Origin of the sequence: Psychrobacter nivimaris, from assembly GCF_043419765.1 — a bacterium.
Lineage (GTDB): Bacteria > Pseudomonadota > Gammaproteobacteria > Pseudomonadales > Moraxellaceae > Psychrobacter.
Genome location: NZ_JBHOFX010000002.1, coordinates 487146 through 508223, shown reverse-complemented (window position 1 = coordinate 508223; position 21078 = coordinate 487146). Strand labels below are relative to the sequence as shown.

18 protein-coding genes and 1 tRNA gene are annotated in these 21078 nt (G+C 41.9%); 9 read left to right on the top strand and 10 right to left on the bottom strand.

Features of this window, described 5'->3' with window-relative positions; all coding sequences use genetic code 11:
* Positions 1 to 119 precede the first annotated feature (119 nt).
* From truA to dinB, 6 genes are all read right to left on the bottom strand, one after another.
* Positions 120 to 953, bottom strand: coding sequence for a tRNA pseudouridine(38-40) synthase TruA (gene truA, locus ACHEVO_RS05455; RefSeq protein WP_394124221.1), 834 nt, complete (start codon positions 951 to 953; stop codon positions 120 to 122).
* A gap of 43 nt (positions 954 to 996) precedes the next feature.
* Positions 997 to 2097, bottom strand: a complete 1101-nt coding sequence (locus ACHEVO_RS05450; RefSeq protein WP_296207939.1) for an asparaginase — start codon at positions 2095 to 2097, stop codon at positions 997 to 999.
* Between the two features lie 163 nt (positions 2098 to 2260).
* Positions 2261 to 3925: a FimV/HubP family polar landmark protein gene (locus ACHEVO_RS05445; RefSeq protein WP_394124220.1), complete on the bottom strand. Its 1665-nt coding sequence runs from the start codon at positions 3923 to 3925 to the stop codon at positions 2261 to 2263.
* 51 nt (positions 3926 to 3976) lie between these two features.
* Positions 3977 to 5740: a FimV/HubP-related protein gene (locus ACHEVO_RS05440; RefSeq protein ID WP_394124219.1), complete on the bottom strand. Its 1764-nt coding sequence runs from the start codon at positions 5738 to 5740 to the stop codon at positions 3977 to 3979.
* 110 nt (positions 5741 to 5850) lie between these two features.
* Positions 5851 to 7053 carry a tRNA preQ1(34) S-adenosylmethionine ribosyltransferase-isomerase QueA gene (gene queA / locus ACHEVO_RS05435; RefSeq protein WP_394124218.1) on the bottom strand — a complete coding sequence of 401 codons (1203 nt, stop codon included), beginning with the start codon at positions 7051 to 7053 and terminating at the stop codon, positions 5851 to 5853.
* 171 nt (positions 7054 to 7224) lie between these two features.
* Positions 7225 to 8310, bottom strand: a complete 1086-nt coding sequence (dinB, locus tag ACHEVO_RS05430; protein ID WP_394124217.1) for a DNA polymerase IV — start codon at positions 8308 to 8310, stop codon at positions 7225 to 7227.
* 506 nt (positions 8311 to 8816) lie between these two features.
* Here dinB and ACHEVO_RS05425 point away from each other — a divergent pair.
* Positions 8817 to 9062, top strand: a complete 246-nt coding sequence (locus ACHEVO_RS05425) for a hypothetical protein (protein ID WP_201572470.1) — start codon at positions 8817 to 8819, stop codon at positions 9060 to 9062.
* Positions 9063 to 9145: 83 nt separating this feature from the next.
* Here the strand turns inward: ACHEVO_RS05425 and ACHEVO_RS05420 are convergent.
* Both ACHEVO_RS05420 and ACHEVO_RS05415 read right to left on the bottom strand, forming a co-directional pair.
* Positions 9146 to 9232: transfer RNA gene (locus ACHEVO_RS05420), tRNA-Leu, on the bottom strand.
* A gap of 152 nt (positions 9233 to 9384) precedes the next feature.
* Positions 9385 to 10158, bottom strand: coding sequence for a ferredoxin--NADP reductase (locus ACHEVO_RS05415; protein WP_101205461.1), 774 nt, complete (start codon positions 10156 to 10158; stop codon positions 9385 to 9387).
* Between the two features lie 426 nt (positions 10159 to 10584).
* On the opposite strand from ACHEVO_RS05415, the gene tsaA reads away from it, so the two are divergent.
* The 8 genes from tsaA (at position 10585) to gspK (ending at position 18658) form a co-directional block, all read left to right on the top strand.
* Complete coding sequence (gene tsaA, locus ACHEVO_RS05410; RefSeq protein WP_394124216.1) at positions 10585 to 11439, top strand: tRNA (N6-threonylcarbamoyladenosine(37)-N6)-methyltransferase TrmO; 855 nt, start codon at positions 10585 to 10587, stop codon at positions 11437 to 11439.
* A 58-nt stretch (positions 11440 to 11497) separates the two neighbouring features.
* Positions 11498 to 13285 (top strand): GspE/PulE family protein, encoded by a 1788-nt coding sequence (locus ACHEVO_RS05405; protein ID WP_394124215.1) that lies wholly within the window; start codon positions 11498 to 11500, stop codon positions 13283 to 13285.
* Between the two features lie 158 nt (positions 13286 to 13443).
* Positions 13444 to 14232, top strand: a complete 789-nt coding sequence (locus tag ACHEVO_RS05400; RefSeq protein ID WP_394124214.1) for a TatD family hydrolase — start codon at positions 13444 to 13446, stop codon at positions 14230 to 14232.
* A gap of 233 nt (positions 14233 to 14465) precedes the next feature.
* Positions 14466 to 15149: a TetR/AcrR family transcriptional regulator gene (locus ACHEVO_RS05395; protein ID WP_057759351.1), complete on the top strand. Its 684-nt coding sequence runs from the start codon at positions 14466 to 14468 to the stop codon at positions 15147 to 15149.
* A gap of 406 nt (positions 15150 to 15555) precedes the next feature.
* Positions 15556 to 16185, top strand: a complete 630-nt coding sequence (locus ACHEVO_RS05390) for a prepilin-type N-terminal cleavage/methylation domain-containing protein (protein ID WP_449301495.1) — start codon at positions 15556 to 15558, stop codon at positions 16183 to 16185.
* A gap of 23 nt (positions 16186 to 16208) precedes the next feature.
* Positions 16209 to 16694 carry a type II secretion system minor pseudopilin GspI gene (gspI, locus tag ACHEVO_RS05385; protein ID WP_394124213.1) on the top strand — a complete coding sequence of 162 codons (486 nt, stop codon included), beginning with the start codon at positions 16209 to 16211 and terminating at the stop codon, positions 16692 to 16694.
* On the top strand, positions 16691 to 17542 hold the full coding sequence (gene gspJ / locus ACHEVO_RS05380; RefSeq protein WP_394124212.1) for a type II secretion system minor pseudopilin GspJ: 852 nt from the start codon (positions 16691 to 16693) through the stop codon (positions 17540 to 17542). The genes gspI and gspJ overlap by 4 nt, the downstream gene beginning before the upstream one ends.
* Before the next feature lie 48 nt (positions 17543 to 17590).
* Positions 17591 to 18658, top strand: a complete 1068-nt coding sequence (gene gspK, locus ACHEVO_RS05375; RefSeq protein ID WP_394124211.1) for a type II secretion system minor pseudopilin GspK — start codon at positions 17591 to 17593, stop codon at positions 18656 to 18658.
* A gap of 21 nt (positions 18659 to 18679) precedes the next feature.
* On the opposite strand, the gene ACHEVO_RS05370 is transcribed toward gspK, so the two are convergent.
* Both ACHEVO_RS05370 and ACHEVO_RS05365 read right to left on the bottom strand, forming a co-directional pair.
* On the bottom strand, positions 18680 to 19360 hold the full coding sequence (locus ACHEVO_RS05370) for a TetR family transcriptional regulator (RefSeq protein ID WP_057759356.1): 681 nt from the start codon (positions 19358 to 19360) through the stop codon (positions 18680 to 18682).
* Between the two features lie 104 nt (positions 19361 to 19464).
* A complete protein-coding gene (locus tag ACHEVO_RS05365; protein WP_394124210.1) occupies positions 19465 to 20880 on the bottom strand; it encodes a deoxyguanosinetriphosphate triphosphohydrolase in 1416 nt (471 codons plus the stop codon).
* Between the last annotated feature and the right edge of the window lie 198 nt (positions 20881 to 21078).

Sequence of the window (21078 nt, the reverse complement as noted above, 5' to 3'; positions counted from 1 at the left end):
TTTGTATCAATCAATTAAAAAATAAGCCCATATTATACGTAAGTTAGCGGATTAAAGCAATACGAACCTGCTTTTGACTTGACAGCATGTAAGTGATATGTATGCCAAATGATATTGATTTAATCAGGCAAATTTAACCAGACAGGCGTTAGCGGTGCATCTGGCAATAAGCTTTGAAAACGCTCAGGATAATAGGCATTGATAAAATATAGTCCATCACCTGAAGCAGTAGGTGGTGCAATCGTTCGATCTTTTTTCTGCAAAATCTTCAAAAAATCGGCTGGCTCTAGCTCATGTCTACCAATGGCATACAATGTACCCATCAAATTGCGAACCATATGATGTAAAAATCCATCTGCTTGTATATCAAAAACGATAAATTGACCATGAGCAAAGAGGTTTGCATGGCTAATCGTACGCACCGGTTGATTGGATTGACAGGCAGCAGCACGGTAACTGCTAAAATCATGTGTACCGACAATATCAGCTGCTGCTTGCTGCATGGCTTCTAAATCAAGCGGTTCATAGATATGAGTCACTTGATGATTTAGTATGGCAGGGCGCTGCGCTTGGTTGAGCGTAATATAACGATAGCGACGAGCAATGGCGCCAAAGCGCGCATGAAAGTCAGCTGGCATGGGTTGTATCCAGCGTAGAGCAATATCATCAGGGAGTAGGCTGTTTACACCGCGCAACCAGTTATGAGTAGGGCGATACGCATGAGTTGTAAAATGGGCAATCATATTGCTCGCATGTACACTAGCGTCAGTACGCCCAGCTGCGATGACTTCTACAGGCTCGTTAGCCACTTTGCCGATAGCTGTCTCTAAGGCTTCTTGTACACCCAAAACCTCTCGTTGTCGTTGCCAGCCATGATAATGAGTTCCTAAGAACTCAATGGCAATCGCTAAAGTGTAGGTTGGTTCAGTTTCAATAATTTCAGTCTCAGACATTAGGGTTTCTAAACTTATAAAATGGGAATTAATTAAAAGTCGCTTAGCGCTTCTTGATGCTAGTGCCAGTTTGATTGACATTATTCAACCAACGCTGTCTACGTCTTGCAGGACTATCATAGCGAAGTAGCAACCATAGTAATCGGGCATAAATAGCAGGTATGGTCAAACGCCCACCAGCAATAACATGATGCTCGTACTGCCAACTACCTGCTGCATAGCTATCGCTGACACCGCCAAACGGACATTGACTGGCTGATATCACCATATGTCCACGTTCATGAGCAAGGGTCAGTGTCTCTGCTAGTGCAGCTGAGTAAGGGATGTTACCGGCGCCAAATCCCAATAGAATAATGCCACATGGTGGCTGCGACAATAAAGCTTGTAGCTGGTTGTTTATCATCGAAACATCGTTAGGTAGGCAATATAGCGCATGAACACTCGCATTTTCAGCGCGTGTTTTAATACTGGATAGCAAGTCTTGTTGATCATCAAGCCAATGTTGCCTACGCGTGTCAGGTAGATTTTTTATATAGCTATTGGCTGGATAAGCGGCGCGGGAATGACCAGTAAATGCCATCAGATCATGGCTGTGAATTTTTTGTACCGTTTGAGCAGGCCATGATTCGCCGCCAAAACTAATTTTCACGCCTGATTCACCAGCAGTGGCTAGTTTTAATGAGTCGTTGAGATTGCCCCAAGCATCGCTATGTTCATCGATGTTATAGGAGTGCAATATTTCACTGTCTAATAATGGGCGCATACTTGCGGTCAGAACAATACAAATATCACTACCTGCAAACGCTTCTGCTAAAAATGCGCCTAAGTAACTCAACGTATCCGTGCCAGTAATGAGCACAAACCGTCTATCACCTTTGGCATAAGCATTTAGTAGTAGTTGATAGAAATGGGTAAAGTCGCTAGGAGTAAGTTGGCTGCTGTCTTTGATCAGGGTGTTTTCTAACCATGAGATTGTTGGTAAATTATTCGTACTATCTTGTGCAGATAAAAGTTTTTGTAGAGTAGGCAAAAACACTTCTGCTGATAATGGCGCTAAAGGTCTGCCGTAGCTACCGAAGGTACCACCAGCATAAATCAGTTGAATAGGATCGGATAGATTTTTGAGCATAACAGAAGATGGCATAGTATCAACACAGTAAACAAGTATGGAAGAAAAGAGGTGCTGGAGAATTGAGCAACGATGGCTAAAGGGTTCAATAATAGATAGTATTAGAGTTAAATGCAAAAAAAATCAGCAAGCATCCCGTGATTAGGAAGTACTTGCTGATGAGAGACTAGACTGTTAACTACGCAGTACGTTCAAGTAGTAACTGTGCTTGCTGTTTCTGTTCACTATTACCTTGAGCTATCACCTCATTGAGTAGACGCTTTGCACTGTCATATTCACCCAGCTGTAAATATTGATCTGCTAAGTCTAACGTCACTTGATTACTGTCTAATGATTTTACGAAATCAAAATCTGCTGCGAAACGTGAAGAAAAATCTTCTGCTGACTCAGCCTCTTGAGGCGTGATAGAAGTGTCACTCTTAACTGGCGCAGCTGTAGAGACTGGGGTAGTGGCCGATGGAGCGTCAAATAGAGAATCAGCATCGTCAATATTAAAATCATCGTCCATCAGCGTATTGTCATCAAACCTCAATGATGCAGTAGGTGCGACATTCGATTCTTCAACATCATTAACCTCGATATCATCATTGAGTAATGGTTCCTCAAGGTTAATATCTGCAAAGCTATTTTCTTTAAGAGTAGTGTTTTCGGAGGCATTGTCTTCAAAGTCAATATCCTCAAAAATGAAGTTATCGATATCATCACTATTTGTTTCAGTAGTAGGTAGTTCATCACTTAAGGTAGTATCTATATTATCCAATGTATCTAGGTTATCTAGAGATAAAGCAAAGTCATCTTCACTGTTTTGAATAGTATCGATAGAGTGTTCTTCTGTATTAGAATCCTCGTCACTAGTTACGGCTATATCTTCATCTACATCGGCTGATAGATCGTCGAAGTCTAAGATAAAATCATCTTCTTCTAGTACTGCTTTCTCATTGTCATTATGTGAGAGATTAGTGTCTATAGTTGATTCATTCGAAGTATCATCAAATGAATCAAAGTCAAACTCAAAGTCACTGAGTTCATCATCTTCATTATTACTAATATTATCGTTAGCAGAAGTCTCTAAAACGTTGTCATTTACGTTGTCCAATGGTATGACAGGCGTTTCATTTGTCGTATTAGGCGCATCGAAATCATTCTCTAAATCGCTGAGCGTCAGATCAAAGCTATCATTCGAAGTTTCGGTAGTAGGACTAATATTGTTAACTTCGTCTGACACTTCTAAGCTGTCGATAGGCTCACTTATTGCAATATCATTATTTTCTTCTTCTTCTTCAATTGACTGATGGCTTGATGCATCGATGTTATCAGTTTGACTAATAGGCAAATCGAAGTCGATACCACCAAAATCATTGTTAGCATTATCTGTTGCTAGCGTTTGCACAGCGGCAGGTTCTAATTCATCGAAAGATAAATTTCTTATCTCGTCTGCTTGAGCGATAGTCTTACTATCATTATGAGTTTTTATAGACTCATAAACATTATTAAAGTCTTTTGGCTGATCTATCGTAGCGTATATGCTTAGTAACTTAAGAGAAAGTGCTCCATCATTAGGTTTGTCACTTAAACCGCGTTTGAGAGTTTCAATTGCTTTATCATAACGTTGCTGATCCACAAAACGCTGAGCAATGGTAACGTGATCGAATTTATTCTCATCAATTGCAATATTTTGGGTAGGAGCACCATAATCTACTTTTGACGTTGGGGTAATTGTGTTTCTTTCTGAATTTGTAGGCAATTGTGCTGACGATTTTTGAGCTTTATTTTTGCGTAATAAAAAACCAGCTACTAATAAAATAAGTACCAATCCAGCGATGATATATAGCATATTGTCCATAGTTACTCCTACGCCTGTGATCACAATCTATTGTGTTGATCAACCAGACAATTATTGATTACGTAATTTTTTAAGACGAGCTTGTAGCTCAGCCAGTTTTTGATTCTGTAGTTGAAGCTTTTTAGTATAACTATTAAGAGCGTTACTAGTACTTGATAAACGCTGAGCTTGTGCTGCAGTTTTCTGCCTTGTGGCTTTCAGAGTTGCCAGTATATCGGTGCTCAAACCACTCCCAGTATTTGAAGCTGATTTCGTTTGAGTTCCATCTGCATTACCGTCTCGCCCGGGCGCAAGCACAGAAAACTGCGCTTTTGGTAATATTTGCGTTTTAGTAATCACTACTTTCTTAGGACGTTTGGCCTTGACTGTTTGAGTGCTTTTGGATGGTTTCTTAATAGATTTTTGAGCTGTTTTTTGCATTGCAGCCGTATTTGCTCTACGAATATATTGTCTTTGTGCATCGATGGCCGCTTCTAGATTTTTCTGTGACGGTATGACATCGTAACTGGGTAGACTGAGCTTAGCATCTGCTTTTAATTGGTCCGCATCTCTATTGATAAAGGCATCAGGGTTTTGTGTTTGAATTTGCTTCATCACAGTTGAAGTATCTAGGTTATTTTCTTGCGCTATCTGTTGGGCAATGATCCATAGACTATCGTTACGTTGTACTTGGTATTGATTAACTGTCGAACTATCTATTGCTATGTCATTTGAAGAGGTATTATTAATAGCGCTATTAGGAGTTTTCGAAGTTGTATTGTCAATAGAAGCTGCAATGACGCTAGTATCATTGTTCTCAGTATTGCTTGCTATGATGCTAGTAGTTGGAGTAGGTACGGGTGATGTATCAGCATCTGTTTTCTTACGACTCGGCTGTATCTGCCGTATGACTTGAATATTTAGAGTGTCAAGTGGTTTATCAATTAATACTTTATCTAATATTGGAGTGCTTTTTATACTTGCCTTATCGCTATCGTTGTCAATAGCTTTCGTAGGTTCAGTGCTGTTATTCGCACTCAAAGCACTGCTATCTAAACGGTTTGATGAACTAAGGCCGTTATCAGTATTCTTTGCATTACTGATAGTATTTTTTATATCAGAATCACTATTTAAACGCCCATTATCAAGCCGACTAGGTGCGTAAGTAAGATTGCTAGTCTGCGAAGTAGCTGTCACTGTCGGGGCTTGTATGTTAGATACTGATCTGGAAATAGAAGAATCAACTGCTGCTATGTTTGCTAGAGCTGGTTGGTTTTCAGCAGTGTTAGATACTGATATTAGTGGCGGCGGCGCACCTTTTCTTACGGTTAACGGTTTGACTGTGCTTGCAGAAACACTAGGTAAATTAGGTTTTTTTGTACCTTTGACAATGTTTTCTGGAGTCTTATTAATCGGTAGACTATCGCTTAACGGCATTAATAATGTTTTTGGTACGACATTTTGCTGCCCATTATCATTGATCGATAAGACCAAATCAGCAAAAGGCTTGGACACAGGCTGCGATGTGCTGATTAATACCTGACCACTGGTCGCTGAAGTTGCTTGAAAACGCACCTGCATTGAATCAGTCGGCGTCAAGCCCATCTGTTGATAGATAACTGGATTGGCCAAGCTCGCTGAAAAGTCAGCCGCTCGTATGTCGGTGACCACGATACTTGCGTTCAAAGGTTCATGCTGAGCTGAGCTAACCACTGTCTTACCGATAGTTGCCGCTTGCGCGCTTGGAATAATAGCCGCCAAACCTACAGAATAAAGTAATGCCATCGATACCGCGCGATGTACAGGAGTCAAGCGACGAGATAAATGACAAGACATGAGCAGTCCTTTACAAAATAAGTTATCTTTGCTGTTATAACAAAGTACGGTTTAGTTTACCAGTTTATTTCACAACTGTTGCGTCCAATGCATAAATGTTTATTTAATGTTCAGCTTATTTTCTTGTCAAGTAACATCGCATCGCCATAGCTAAAGAATCGATATTCTTTTTCAATAGCATGTTGATAGGCATGTTCAATCGATGCTTTGCCAGAAAAAGCTGATACCAACATTAGCAATGTCGATTTGGGTAAATGAAAGTTTGTTAACAGTCGATCAATGACACCGAATTTAAATCCTGGATAAATAAAGATGTCTGTGTCCCCTGACCAGCTAGAGAGTACTTGTCCATTAATAGCCGTTTTTTGATACGCCGTTTCAAGGACGCGAGTCACCGTGGTACCAATCGCGATAACCTTATTACCATTTGCATGCGTTTGATTAATCAGCTCAGCAGTTGCTTGTGGCAGATGTGCATACTCACTGTGCATAGTATGATTGAGTAGGTTGTCTGTTTTAACTGGCGCAAAAGTACCAGCGCCAACATGCAATGTCACAAAAGCAGTATTGATGCCTTTTTCTGCCAACTTATTGAGCACCAATTCATCAAAATGCAAACTTGCTGTCGGTGCAGCGACACTTGCAAGCTTAGCAGGATCATGAAACACAGTTTGATAACGAGTATTATCGGTGTCATCAGCATGACGTTCAAAGTAAGGCGGGATAGGTAGCTCACCATAAATTTCTAAATCAGGCAAAATTGGCGCATCAAAGGCTAAAATAAATAAGTTGTCCTGACGACCAATCATCGCGCCACTCATATGATTATCAGCCAGTTGAAAGCGTTGTCCCAGTTTCAGTGCTTTGCTGGCTTTTACATGGCAAAGGGCAATATGTTCTTGGTTGACTGACTCATTATTTAAATCTTCTAAATGCAGTGTTGCTATATCTAAGTCTGAGACAGTAACCAATCGCTCAATCAAGACCTCGAGTTTACCGCCAGTGTCTTTTTGACCGAATAGGCGTGCCTTCATCACCTTTGTATCATTAAATACAATTAGGTCTCCAGCGTCTAACAATTCAGGCAACTCAGAAAACAAACAGTCCTTTACAGGCGTAGCATTCGTGTCAGTGTGAGCAGGTAAGTACAAAAGTTTTGAAGCAGAACGCTGTGCCAATGGATATCGCGCAATCAAACGATCTGGTAGGTCATAGTCGTAATCTTCCACGCTTAGATAATCTAAGACGTCACTATTGTTATCGGTATCAAGCGGGGCATTAGAATCGGAAGATGCAGTGTGAGAGTTGGTCATAATCAGTCTTTAAATGGATAGAAATTTTGGCATAATTGTAGCAGAAATACTGCTATAAAAGGTTGCTTTACTAAGTAGTCACCGTGCACAAAACATATCTGAATCACTTAAATAGCCTAAGCGATAAACTTTTAACTGTCCTAAGGTTTATTACGTTAGTCTTTGCTTATTTTACTCAAATAAATTTAATTGAAGCAATAGTTGGGCTGCAGGTGTCAATGACGAAAAAGTGACCCCGACTAATCGAATAGGAAGCTGGCGCGGAATATCTAAAAATAACTTGTCTAACCAGTAATGAGCAGATTCAGCACTACTAAAAGCGGTGGTTAGCGTGTGCGTACGGGTAATCTGAGTAAAGTCGGCATACTTCACCTTGAGTGTTATAGTATGAGCGATGAGATTTTTTTTGTGCAGTTGCGCGAAGGCATCCGCATTTTGTTCATAGATTTGTACACGTAACGCCGTGTCATCGTTTAGGTTTTCTCTAAAAGTAGTCTCCGAACCAACAGACTTATGCAGGCGCTCAGATTTGACAGCGCGTTCATCCCGACCATGAGCGATATCGTGATAAAACTGCCCTCGCTTACCAAACTCATTAATCAATACTTCGGCTGACATACGGCGTAGATCAGCACCGTTAGTCACGCCCATCGCATGTAATCGTCTTGCCGTTGCTTTACCTATCCCATGAAATCGTTCAATAGGCAGTGTACTGATAAAAGCATCAGCGTCTTCTGGTGTGATAATAGCGGTGCCGTTAGGCTTGTTGATGTCAGAGGCAATCTTGGCCAACATCTTGTTGAAGGACACGCCAGCAGAAGCGGTCAATTCTGTATGTTGTAATATTTGTGCTCTTAACCAGTTGGCCATCAATGTCGCTGAGCCTTTATGTACAGTAAGACCAGTGACATCGAGATAAGCTTCATCTAGTGATAATGGCTCAACATGAGACGTTAAGCTGTACATGATATTTCGAATATCGCTGCTCACAGCTCGATATACTTCAAAACGTGGTCTGACAAATATGACTTCTGGACAACGTTTGCGAGCCTCATAACAAGACATGGCTGAGCGCACTCCAAACTGACGTACCTCATAGCTAGCTGCTGCTACAACACCGCGACCATTTGGATCTCCACCAACCACTAGTGGTTTGCCCCGTAATTCTGGGAAGTCACGTTGTTCTACACTGGCATAAAATGCATCCATATCTATATGAATGATTTTACGTGGATTGAATGCTGTAGGAGTTTTCATTATTAATATTTTACATCACTCAATACTTTTATTTCAGTATCGATTATTAAACGGTAAAGGTTTTTTTCGAATATAGAACCATAAAAATATGGCAATATGTGAATAATTTATATATCAATAATTAAATATAGTGTAAGGTTAATAGTCAGAGATATATGGCGTTAAAACACTAGCAAATTTAATATAGTTAACATATGTTTACTAAGAGATGTTCAGTATGGTGTATACCTTAAGTTTTTCAGATTTTCTATACCGCCTGTCTGAATATTATCGCCTTCCATCATGAATATTATAGTTATATGTTACAGTTCTAATGCTATCGTTTTACAATATATTAACCACGATAATCAATAGTTATGAAAGTAATAAATGGTCTTTTATAGGAATTGTATTTACCTGATAAGACATTGTTTATAGCTCATACCAAACTTATAAATTGAGTACTGGTAAATTAACTTTCTAAAAAAATAGTAATGAGAAAGTTCAAGATAATTAAGGAGCTGATGATGAGTCATGAATTAAAAGGGAGTGATTTGACACGAGCAATGCTAGCGCGGGGTGATAAAAAAATATGGTGCGCAGTGTGTGATGAAAGCGATGAGCAAGCGATGATGGATCAGTGTGGTAATGATTTTACAGCCTATATTGTGTCATTTAATGATGGATATTTTTATTGTAGTGCTGGCATGCCATGGAGTTATGCAGTACCAATTAAGATAAGCGCTGTCATGCCATTTGAAGTATCGATATAAACGAGCTAGGAATTTATTAAAAAAAATATAAATAATAAGCACAAAAAAACCTCCGATAAAGGAGGCTAGTTTGTACTAAATAATGGTACCAGTGGTCGGACTCGAACCGACACGCTTTTAAAGGCAACGGATTTTGAATCCGTCATGTCTACCAATTCCATCACACTGGCATGTTAGGTGATAATAGTTATTGACTAAATATTACCGAATTGGGCTACAGTGTTGACTGTATAGGCTGCGTATTATAGCAGCCTATTTACATGCGTCAAGTATTATTTTATACAAATTTTCATTTATTCTACTAATGCTAAATAGCATCATTCTAACCGACAAAGGCACGCTCAACTGCGTAATCTGCCTGCACACCCATACGTGGTGAAACAGTCAGGCCGAAGTCATCTAAAATAGCAGAAACCTCAGCATTAAACGGCATGCTGCCACAAAGCATGACACGGTCGTCGTCTTTATTCATTGGCGGTAAACCAATATCTTCGAACAACTTGCCTGATTTCATCAAATCAGTGACACGTCCTTGGTTTCTAAACTCTTCACGCGTAACAGTTGGATAATAGATGAATTTTTCGCGATACCATTCACCAAAGATTTCATCATTAGGCAGCTCATTTTCAAACATTTCACGATAAGCCAAATCATGAACATGACGTACGCCATGTACTAAGATGATTTTGTCAAAACGCTCATACACTTCAGGATCACGTGCTAGTGACAAGAAAGGAGCAAGGCCAGTACCTGTAGAGAGCATGTAGAGGTTCTTACCTGGTAGCAGATCGTCCAATACTAGTGTGCCTGTTGGCTTTTTACTGACTAACAGCTCGTCGCCTACTTTAATGTGTTGCAAGCGCGAGGTTAATGGACCATCTTGAACTTTGATAGAGAAGAATTCTAAATGATCTTCATAGTTAGGGCTGGCAATTGAATAAGCGCGTAGTAGTGGCTTGCCATCAACAACAAGTCCAATCATCGCAAATTCGCCATTACGAAAGCGCAAGCCATCGTCACGAGTGGTTTTGATACTAAATAGAGAATCATTCCAGTGATGAACCTCTGTGACCGTTTCGGTGCGAAGTTTTGACATAAAGTCCTCGTTAATAAGTTGTTATTTGTGTGTTGAGTTTGAATAAGTATTAAATCAGAATTTTCAATGTTAAATTGAACATTATAAAAACGTATCAGTCTTTTAATCGTTGTCGAAACTGCTATTTTTATGAACGAGTAAATGATGAGTAAGCGTAATAGAGTTGGTTTATCAGCTTATATATAGCCAGCTATTACGTCATTAGACATAGTAAATTTGCGTCAACGATGACAGCATTACCGGTCATATCGCCCAAATGTAAATGACTCTCATCAAATTTCTTGCTCATAATACCAAACTTTAAAATAAAAATCCGTCTAGCAGTGTTTGTCTAGCATGATAAAATGGAATATCGTTAGTGAGTAATTTTGTATCATTTGGCAAAACTGCTTTATCAAGACAGTTTTGTATTACTGGAGTTGGTATATGCTTGATGAGAATCCCCTGTTAGATAACTACCATCAAGCTCCTGTCATTGGCTATCACCGTGCGCCGATTTCACAAAAATTCGGTGCGCCGCGCCAGCCAAACCTAGTAGCCCTGACTAGTGTCATTGAGATGTTAGCGCCATATGATACGCCAGCTGCATTTGATGGTTTGGATAAGTTTAGCCATATATGGGTGAGTTGGCAGTTTCATCATAATTATCGATATAAAAACAATAATAAAACCAGTAGTGACTTTCGCGCTCAAGTACGACCACCGAGATTGGGCGGTAATCAAAAAATAGGGGTATTTGCCAGTCGAAGCATGTATCGTCCTTCGGGGTTAGGCCTATCTGTCGTCAAGCTCGAACAAGTCAAAATAGTTCAAGGCCGTGTATTATTGATTATCAAAGGTGCTGATATGATAGACGGCACGCCAATCATCGATATAAAGCCATATGTGGCCTATAGCGATGCACTGATTCAGACAGAGAGTGGATTTGCACCAACTGCTCCAGAATTATTAAACGTAACCGTGACCGATGCCGCTAACGAACAGTTTATGATGCTAGTAAGCGCAGGCGAGCCTAGTAATGCTAACAATGATACAAGTATCAAAGACGCAAACAATGGATCGAATAGTACGACAGTTGCGTCTACGATTCATCGTATACAAAATCAATTAGTAGCCTCAGATATGAGTATTATTGAAGAGCTAATTGCCCAAGACCCGCGTCCAGCTTATCGACGGACAGAGATCGCTACGACATTTGTTATGCGCTATAAATCGGTTGACGTGAGTTTTCAGTTGATAGAATCAGGACAGCTACAGATAATCGCTGTGGTTACTGTGTAGTTGGCTTGCATGATAGCGTTTTTGACAACACATTTTAAAATAATAGAAGAAGAAAGATATGTCTGCTCAACAGTACTCGATAGTGATTGATTTGCGTTGGTGTCTAGATGAGCTATTGGCAGATAAAGTGATTGACCAACGCGGCTATAACCTAGTCATTACTAGCCGTCGCGACAAAGCGCAGCATCCTCTACTAACGATTAGTGAATTTGGCTTGCCTAATGGCCATGCAACGGACAATAGCGCTGAAAATAAATTAACTTTGGCTTGGCTTAACCAATGGTTGGCGGCTAAAGCAGATATGACTCTCGTTCGTATTGACCCTCTAAAAGTTGATGTCCCTGCAGTCACACAATTGATGTCATTTGAATATGCACGTTCACAGCATATTTTACCGATTGAGGTCGCTGTAGACGAAGTGATTATTGGAACGGATCAGCCTTTTTATACGGATTGGCACTCAAGTATTGAAAAATTGATCAAATCAAAAAGCTATCGTACGGTCTATATCAATCCTGAGCAGATTAAACGCTACCGGCAGGAGTTCTATCAAGTCACCCAAGCGATTGCAGGCGCAAATAGTGTCCATAAGCGTGCAGCTGCCGATGTGACCAATGTCGAAGCATTATTGCAATTGGGTGACAATACTAATCCTGATGCCAATGACCAGCATATTGTCAGAGTCGTTGATTGGCTGTTGCAATATGCCTTTGAGCAACGAGCCAGTGATATCCATTTAGAGCCACGTCGTGAGACAGGTAAAGTGCGCTTCCGTATCGATGGTGTACTCCATACGGTGTATGAGATGCCATTGGCAATCATCGTCGCGGTGACCGCACGTATTAAAATTCTAGGGCGACTAAACGTGGCAGAAAAGCGTAAGCCGCAAGATGGTCGTTTAAAGACGCGAACGCCGAAGGGACTAGAGACAGAGCTTCGTTTATCGACTATGCCAACCGCTTTTGGTGAAAAGTTGGTCATGCGGGTATTCGATCCTGAAGTACTGGTGCGTTCCTTCGCTCAGCTTGGTCTATCCGGCAAGCAGCTTGAAACATGGCATGAGTTGACGGCTCATCCAAACGGGATTATTTTGGTCACTGGGCCTACAGGTTCGGGTAAGACCACGACCTTGTATAGTACTCTCAAGCAGTTAGCGACTGAACAAGTCAATGTCTGTACCATTGAAGATCCTATTGAAATGATTGAACCTGCATTTAACCAAATGCAAGTGAATCCAGGTGTCGATTTAAACTTTGCTGACGGCATTCGCTCCTTGATGCGTCAAGATCCTGACATCATTATGGTAGGGGAGATTCGTGATGCTGAAACAGCCAATATGGCAGTACAAGCCTCATTAACAGGGCATTTGGTGCTCTCGACATTACATACTAACGATGCGCCAAGTTCAATCACTCGCTTGCATGATTTGGGGATTCAGCCATTTTTGACATCAGCGACTATCTTAGGCGTAATGGCACAGCGCTTGTTACGTACGCTATGCCCGCATTGCAAAAAAGCGGTAGACGTTGTGCCAGACAGTGAGATTGCTATTCAATGGCAGGAGTTGGTACAGCCTTGGCGTGCGCCTGCCCCAGCACAAATTTATATGGCTCAAGGCTGCGAGCATTGTCGACACACTGGTTATCAGGGACGAGTCGGCCTATACGAGATTATGCCGTTATCTAACGAATTAAAAAAACTGGTCGCAGCCGATACAAACTTAGATGTGCTCAAACAACAAGCCTATCGTGAAGGTCTACAGCCGTTACGTTTATCAGGGGCAAAACGTATTAGTGAAGGCGTGACAACCATAGAAGAGGTGATGCGAGTCGTGCCTCTTAATTAGTCTCATGTATTAGGACGTGCATTAGTGAATAGGTTTTTAAAAATAGGAAATACGATGCCACTTGAAAACAGCTTCCTTCACAGCAATCAATGCAAATAAGATTTAAATTTTTAATTCCCAGACTTTTAATTGAGAAAGCTTCAACAACGAGATTATTTATGTTTACAGATACTCATTGTCACCTTAACCGTTTAGATTTGACGAAATACGATGGTAAATTATCTGGCGCAATTGACGCCATGAAAACTGCTAATGTTACCCGTGCGATGGCAATCATGTGTGATTTTATAGAATATGATGAGATTGCCAATATTGTGAGCACCTACGGTGACGAGACACTAAATCTAGGGATGAGTGTAGGGATTCATCCCTGTGAAGATATCGAAGTACTGAAATCAGCGACGGTTGAGCGTCTAATAGAGACTGCTGATAAAGACCATGTATGGGCAATAGGCGAGACAGGGCTAGATTACTACTGGTCTACAGAAAATAAAAAAGAGCAGCAAGCCAGTCTTGCACGTCATATCCATGCCAGTCAGCAACTAAAAAAACCGCTTGTCATCCATATGCGTGATGCAAAAGAAGATACGATCGATATCTTAAAAAGTGAAGGTGCTGAGCATGGTATTATCCATTGCTTCACTGAAGATTGGGAGACTGCGAAACGTGCTTTAGATTTAGGGTTTTATATCTCCTTCTCAGGCATTGTCAGTTTTAAAAGTGCCCAAAATATCCAAGATGCTGCAAGGCACATGCCTAGAGACAGGATCTTGATTGAGACTGACAGTCCATATTTGGCGCCTGTACCTAAGCGTGGTCGTCCCAATGAGCCTGCCTACGTACCCTACGTCGCGAGCTTTATCGCAGATATGTATGGTTGTGATAGTAACGAGGTTGGAGCATTAACCGCAAAAAACTTTGAAAATTTACTGGCACAGTATCGCTAAAATGGTTATGCTATGACCAGTCAGTCATTTATGTGATAGTCTTATAGTTTAATCCCCTTTAGTATTTGAATTACTAAATGTAACTATATGATTATCAATGACTATTTGTAAATATAAGCATATCCCTCTTATGGTGTTTCAGCAGTTCTTGTATAGTTTTATACGTTCATTGCCAAATGTACGCACATAATTGATGGTCATATGCTTAATCTTGTCATGTTTTAGGAGAGATTATGAGTCGTCAGCACCAGTTCAAGGCACGAGAAGAGAACATCTTAGCGATGGCAGAACAATTGCTACTTGAGTCAGGCGATGGTGATATCACTTTAGACAGTTTGGCAGATCAGCTCGATTTGGCTAAAGGCACCCTGTACAAGCATTTCTCCAGTAAAGATGAGCTTTATCTGCGTATTATTATTCGTTACGAAGAGCAATTGTTTGAGATTAACCGTATTGATGACTGCCCGTCGGCAGGTGTTGCCCGTATGATTTTTCAGCAGTTATTCAATCCGCAAAAAGCCATGCTTTTGAACCAAATCGAAGAGCGTCTGGCAGCATCAGTAACTGGTCTCAATCGTTTGTTTGGTGAGTTATATGATATCCGTCGCCAGCGCATGAAGCGTTTGATTGATATTATTAGCGCATACCTAAAAGATGAGCACAGTAATTTGAGTACTCGTGATTATCTGTCGTCTATTTGGGCAATTGGCCAGGGCGGTGCAGGGCTCTTAAATTCAAGCTTTTACCAACGCTACTTAGGTCGTCGTGATACGCTACGTTATGCCTTTGTTCAGCAAGTGCTAGAGTTGCCAAGCCATTATCCTGCTGATGATGAAGAGGTCATGGATGAGGATATGCAAGAGCTAGTAGAGCAAATCGATACTGAATCAGAAGAGCACCGCAATACCAACTACTAAAGTAGTTATTGATAAAGTAGCTCTTAGTAAAGTAACTATTAATAAAGTAGCAAGTAATTTTGAGGTTGTGAACCTTTCTTAACTTTAATAAATCGTGTTGTAATGCTTACTATTGCAGCACGATTTGTATTATGAATTTATATATCTTCTAATATTCTTCAACCCCCCTTTCTCATTCTGCGACAATTAAATTTGGGCTTATAGGTGCAATATGCCGGTCACTGTCAAGACTCAGTCCAGTTCAGCGACTATTTGCTCTTTTACTCTAATTAGTCAAACGTCTCAGTCAAATTGCTTAGATATAAGCCCTACAGGCCATTGTCGCCGCTGCGTCTCTATATCAACTAATACCTATCACTTAACATCAGTCTCACCAATAAACAGTCGGACACAGACTGGTTTTACATTGGTAGAAATCGTGGTGGTAGTGGTTATCTTATCTATATTTGCTGGCATAATGAGTTTGTCTGTCGGTAGCAGTGAATCCCGAAAAAACCGCGCTTTTTATGAGCATCTGACTGATTCTTTGAGCTACGTTCGACTATTATCGGCTGAACGTATGCAGCCGATGGGTTTGCGTATGCAGGCAGATAAGCAAGGTCAAGTAGAGCCAGTCATCGTTACTCTATCAAATCCATATGCCGCGTACCAGACAACGGAGATGACGTCAGATAGCATCGACAGTCAGCATAAAAATGCTATGGAGCTGTCGGCAGAGGTAGCTGGTTTATCAGGCTCTAATGATGAGCAAAAACCAATGCCAAGTTGGGAGGTTGAGTCAGGTGTTAGCTTGCCTGAACTGCCTACTGGCGTAAGTATGAGAGTTCAAAGTTTGGATTCTAGCGGTTTACAGAATACGGGACGAACCCAAACGTTACAGCCTTGGTTTAGCGATCAAAACGTACCGCAGGTATTGTGGTTTGGTACAGGACAAGCAGCGCCCGTCACCATTGAAGTGCTTCATGATTCGCGTTTAGTGGGCGAGGTGATTACGATAATGCCAGATGGTAGCATGCGAATCGGACAGAGAATATAGTGACTAAATTATATAAACCTTCTATGACAAATCAGCCTGTGTCATCAAAATTTATATCACTCAAGTCTGGGCGCGAGAGCGGCTTTACCCTTATCGAAGTGATGGTTGCTCTGGCTATTTTGGCAGTGGTAGCAGTCGCGGCGAGCCGTGCCAGTAGTGCATATCTGAGCTCAGTTGATATATTGCGTACTCGTACGCTTGCTCACTTCGTCGCTCAAAATGCCGCCGCTGATTTACGTATTCAAGAGACGTGGCTGACAGCCAACCGTACCCAAACCGTTAATGCACAAGGGCGTGATTGGCAAATAGTAATGACAGTCGGTGACGCTATCACACCTGCCCTAAAAGAAGTAAATATTGCAGTTTCGCCTATTATAGATGGACAGACTCGCACATCGGTCACTGATATCACTGTGATGCTAAGTAATGCTGAGCAAGATACAGGCAGTTTGGATTTGAGTGGTCTAAGCATAGCAGGTAATAGCGAGCAGGCCGGAGGCAGTCTGTGAGGCATCAGCGTGGTTTTACACTGCTTGAGCTAATGGTTGCCATGGCAATATTTGCGATGTTAGCCGTTGCAGGCTGGCAAGTGTTTGATGGGGTCAACCGTGCTCGCGAGCGCGCACAATTCCATGCTGACAATCTGGCTGTCTTGCAGTACGCTTATTTACAGTTACAGCAAGACATGGGTCAAATCATCCCTTATCAAGCGGCTACCCAAAGTGTCAGTGCAGCGAACAATAATACAAGCAACAGTACTAGTTCAGGTAATAATACTCAATCAAGCGAGCAAATAAACAAAATAGCGCCTGAGCCCTTTATGAGCTTAGATGGCGAGCATGTCAGCTTTGTACGCTTTGCCGATCCTGATCCACGATATCAGAGTAGCAATAGCCTCCAACGTATCGAATATATTTTTGCGGATGAGCGTTTAATACGTCGCCAGTATACCAGTATGGAAGGCGGGCGTGACAGCGTCAGCTTGGACAGCGTATTGCTCGAAGGTGTCACAGCAGGAAGCTGGCAAGCTTATCTACCAGAGCTAAGTACCAAGTTTCCGAGCGATGACGCTAACAGTGGCGGTAGTATAAATACAGCGGTGAGACAATCAGCGAATACAGGGAGTCCTAAGCCCACAGCTGTTTTATTGCCGAAAGGAGTCGCGGTTAGCTTTACATACCAAGACATGCCAATCACTTGGCAATGGGCACTTGCTCCGCAACCGATATCGTATAGCAATAGTCAAAGCACAGCCAATGATACAGATGGTGGTAGCAATGATAATGCCAATGCCAATAATGACAACAGCGGTAATGATGATAGTGACAATAATAGCAGTGCGGGAACGAATAATTGAGAAGGTAGTAGTTAAAATGCATCAATTGCTCAATAACAAAGGCTATGTATGTCGATGACTGCGAACTCTCAACGCGGTGTTGCACTGCTGACTATCTTATTACTGGTAGTAAGTATTACTGTGGTTGCAGGATCGATGCTTGCTAGCCAAAAAATTGCAATTAGGCGTAGTGGGCTGTTATTCGATCAAAATCAGTTGCTGCAAGATATCGATGCAGGTCAACAGTTGGCAGTGACGATGATTCGCGCTGATAGCAACCTCAATGATACGGATAGTGCGCAAGATATCTGGGCGCAGCCTATACCACCTTATACATTGGCTAATCATAGTGTCAGCATCGAGCTACGCGATGAGTCTGGTCGTTTTAACATTAACAACTTGTATCAAGATGGGTCGGCCAATACCACTGCTTTAGCAGTATTCCAACGACTACTCACGCAACTAAATCTAGAGCCTGATATCGCTATTACTATACTTGATTGGCAAGATGCAGACGGCGAGGTATATCAAGATGGCGGTGATGAAAATACGGTATATGCGCAGCAGTCAAACGCTGTAGCAACAGATGCTCTGCCAAATCAGCCTTTTGTCAGTATCGATCAGCTACTAGAAGTGACAGGGGTGAGCGCTGAGACATTATCAGTATTACGGCCTTATCTTACTGCAGTGCCTTATTATGTGCCTATTAATATCAATACTGCCAATCCCGTATTGTTAGCCGCACTAGTTGATGGTGCTAACAGCCAACAGATGCAGGCTCTGGTAGATATGCGCGCACAGCAGGCGCTGACGTCTATTGATGCAGTATGGCAATTACCGATATTTGGCAGTGTGAATGATGAGCAACGAAAAGCCTTGACACCCATGCTCGCCGTTGATAGCCAAGCATTCATGGCGCTTATCACAGCGACTGATAATGCAACTGTCGGTCAAGCTAGAGAGCGTTTTGCTACTGTTTTGATTAGTAAAACTGTCGTTGATAATAATCAAGCAGTGAATAGTAGTGAGGCTGCTAGTAATAATCAGGCGAGTACCAGTAGTGAGGTAAACGGTAAAATGCCCAAGGAAGTCAAAGTAGTGGCACAGCGACTATGGGCATTTCGTCCGAGCTTTTAGCAGATGGTATTAAGATCGTATTTAGTCTTTGAGGCGTGTTTCTTCGCTAGACTTCCAATTATATGCCCCGTAAAAAAGCATCTGTGCTTGACGAGTACAGTTATGCAGCATCAGCTGTTTGTTTTCTTCGATTTCGTTTAGATCAATTTCATCATCATGATCTTCCGTGTAGGTCAGCTCTAGCCAATCAATAATCCAAGAGAAGAACATATTTACGCCAGCCTCAGCCAATAGGCGACGGTCATAAGCATTGATATGGGTAAACGCTGGCTGCAACGCTAAGTCGTCGGCCAAACCTTGAGCATGTATCTTAATCAACTCATTAATGGCTTTTCGTACTGCTTCTGACCCACCATAACGCTCACTGACCAAGAACTGCCAGTAATAAGGCTGATCGCTGACCATGTACAAGAATAGCTGAATACTTTTTGCGATTTGACGATCGAAGCTACGTTTGCGGCCAATCTGCAGGCTATCACTTAACGTGGCCAACGTACCGCCCAATTCCTCAATGACCAAAGCGCGCCCGAGTGACTCCATATCATCAAAATGGCGATAAAACGCCGTCGGCACAACGCCAACCTCGCGTGTTACTTGTCTGAGACTGATAGAGCTAAAAGATTGCCCTGTCATACATAAATCGAGCACAGCATTAAAAAAGGCGTGCCGAGTTTGAAGTTTTTTTTGTTCGCGACTGCTCATAATATTTCAAAATTGTCCGGTAGGTGTTTATCATACTCATTTCAACGCATAAATACGACTGAAATACGCCATTCGTGTTAATTTACTAAATCTGTACTGGTCTTTTAAACCACTGTGCCCCAATGACCCTGCAATTCTTGCGCCAGTCGATAAGCTTCATGATCATTCATACCTGTAATAAAATCCAAAATATTTAAGACATTATGATAGATATCGTCAGACAAGATGCGGCGATGTTCGTCAAGATGGGGCTGTAGTAATCTTAACAGACGTTGCTGCTCAAAAGACATCGGCGGCTGCGTAGTAGCAGATTGAGAGCCAGTCCAAGCGAGCGGCATAAAGGCATTCAATAGGCTATGCAAGCATTGATTGGCCATTAGCTCCATTCTTACCTTGCTCGGATGATTGAATATTTTTTCGCGTGCCAGTTGCTTAGCTTGATTGATACCATTCTGTACGCTGGTATCGCAATGGGCAAACAGGCTGCCTTGTAATGTACCAGCTAGCAATGCATCACTGTTGGCTACAAAGGCATCGGTGACGGTATTGACCAAACGCATCATGGCTCGTGCCCGTAGAGACGCGAGACTTTGCCTGACAGACATATGCGCTGGCAAGTTTACGCTACTCGGACGTTCACCAATCAGCTCATAAAATATCGTGGCGACTTCGCTATAGGTTAGCATATTCAGATTGATGCCATCTTCTAAATCGATTAGCGCATAACAGATATCATCTGCCGCTTCCAATAAATAAGCCAATGGATGGCGCGCAAAGCCATCGTGTTGCTCCGAGCGCGGTAAGTGCAAACATGCCGCTAACTCTTCTAACTGAGAAGCCTCGCTATAAAAGCAGCCAAATTTCTGCACGTTATAATGATTGTCATTGACATCATTGCTGTGAGTCGCCAACCATGGATATTTCATAAACGCGCCTAGCGTGGAACAGGTGAGCCGCATACCGCCCTTATCAGGGTGATGTTCATTACGTGCCAATAGGCGAAACCCTTGAGCATTACCCTCGTATGCCAGTAAGTCTAATCGCTCGTTGCTGCTTAAATTTTGCAAAATCGCTTGCGGTTCAGGTTGTCTAAACCAATCACGAATCGCATACTCTCCAGCGTGGCCAAAAGGCGGATTGCCAATGTCATGAGCGAGACAAGCTGCTTGTACGATCACGCCGACGTCTGCTGGTGAAACTCCTGCTGGTAGGCCGCTACCTAATGCATCATGGATTTTTTCGGCAGCCATCATTCCCAAAGAGCGACCAATAGAAGACACTTCTAGCGAGTGAGTCAGGCGCGTATGAATACCGAGCTGATTGGTCAATGGATGGACTTGGGTTTTTTGATTTAACTGGCGAAAAGAGTGAGAAAATACCAGTCTGTCATAGTCTTTGTGAAACTGAGAACGAGTACTGGTATTAGCGTTAAATTTTTTGGCAGCACCAAGACGCTGTGAGTTGAGGAGATGTGACCATTGTGTGGTAGGGGACGACAAGGAGGTTGGTTTATTTAGCATATTGAAACATCCGTAGCCAAGGGAGCCTCTAGCATAGCAAAATAGCGCCCTTGGTACAGCTAGATAGTCAGAGAACTACTAAATGGCTACGGTGTTACCTTCCTTAGAGGTACTATTTGTATAATCTGCCATCGGCTACCTTGTACCCGTTTTAGACTTCTTTGACTAGAGTCAATGCCCTATAAATTGGATACGGTG